Source organism: Streptomyces sp. col6, from assembly GCF_008042035.1.
Classification (GTDB): Bacteria; Actinomycetota; Actinomycetes; order Streptomycetales; family Streptomycetaceae; genus Streptomyces.
The window spans coordinates 1-674 of record NZ_RDBL01000068.1; the positions used below are offsets into that span (position 1 = coordinate 1).

Here is a 674-nt window from a genome sequence, read left to right on the forward strand (position 1 = left end):
GCGTGATGAGGACGAGGGCGGTGCCGGTCTCGCGGTTGAGGTCGCCGAGCAGGGTGAGGATCTGGTCCTGGACGGTGGCGTCGAGCGCGGTGGTCGGCTCGTCGACGGTGGCGTCGAGCGCGGTGGTCGGCTCGTCGGCGAGGAGGATGTCGGGTTCGCCGGCGAGGGCCGGCGGGAAGGCAGGCCACCCGTACGTCGCCGGTCACCCGGGCGAGCGGCGGAGTGGCGGTGCGGCAGCGGTCCTCGACGAGGGTGCAGCGGTCGGCGAAGGCGCAGCCGTCCCCGAGGAGCGTGAGGTCGGGCGGGCTGCCCGGGAWGCCGGTGAGCCGGGTGCCGGACGGGGTGGCGAGGCGCGGCACGGCGGCCAGGAGCCCGGCGGTGTACGGGTGGCGGGGGCGGGTGAGCACCTCGGCGGTGGGGCCGTCCTCGACGACGGTGCCGCCGTACATGACGAGGACCCGTTCGCAGGCGCGGGCGACGACGCCCATGTTGTGCGTGATGAGGACGAGGGCGGTGCCGGTCTCGCGGTTGAGGTCGCCGAGCAGGGTGAGGATCTGGTCCTGGACGGTGGCGTCGAGCGCGGTGGTCGGCTCGTCGGCGAGGAGGATGTCGGGTTCGCCGGCGAGGGCCGGCGGGAAGGCAGGCCACCCGTACGTCGCCGGTCACCCGGGCGA

1 pseudogene is annotated in these 674 nt (G+C 75.3%); it reads right to left on the reverse strand.

Features of this window, described 5'->3' with window-relative positions:
* Nucleotides 1-161: 161 nt before the first annotated feature.
* Nucleotides 162-629, reverse strand: a pseudogene (locus tag EAO73_RS35345) (oligopeptide/dipeptide ABC transporter ATP-binding protein); the annotation flags it as partial.
* Nucleotides 630-674: the final 45 nt, after the last annotated feature.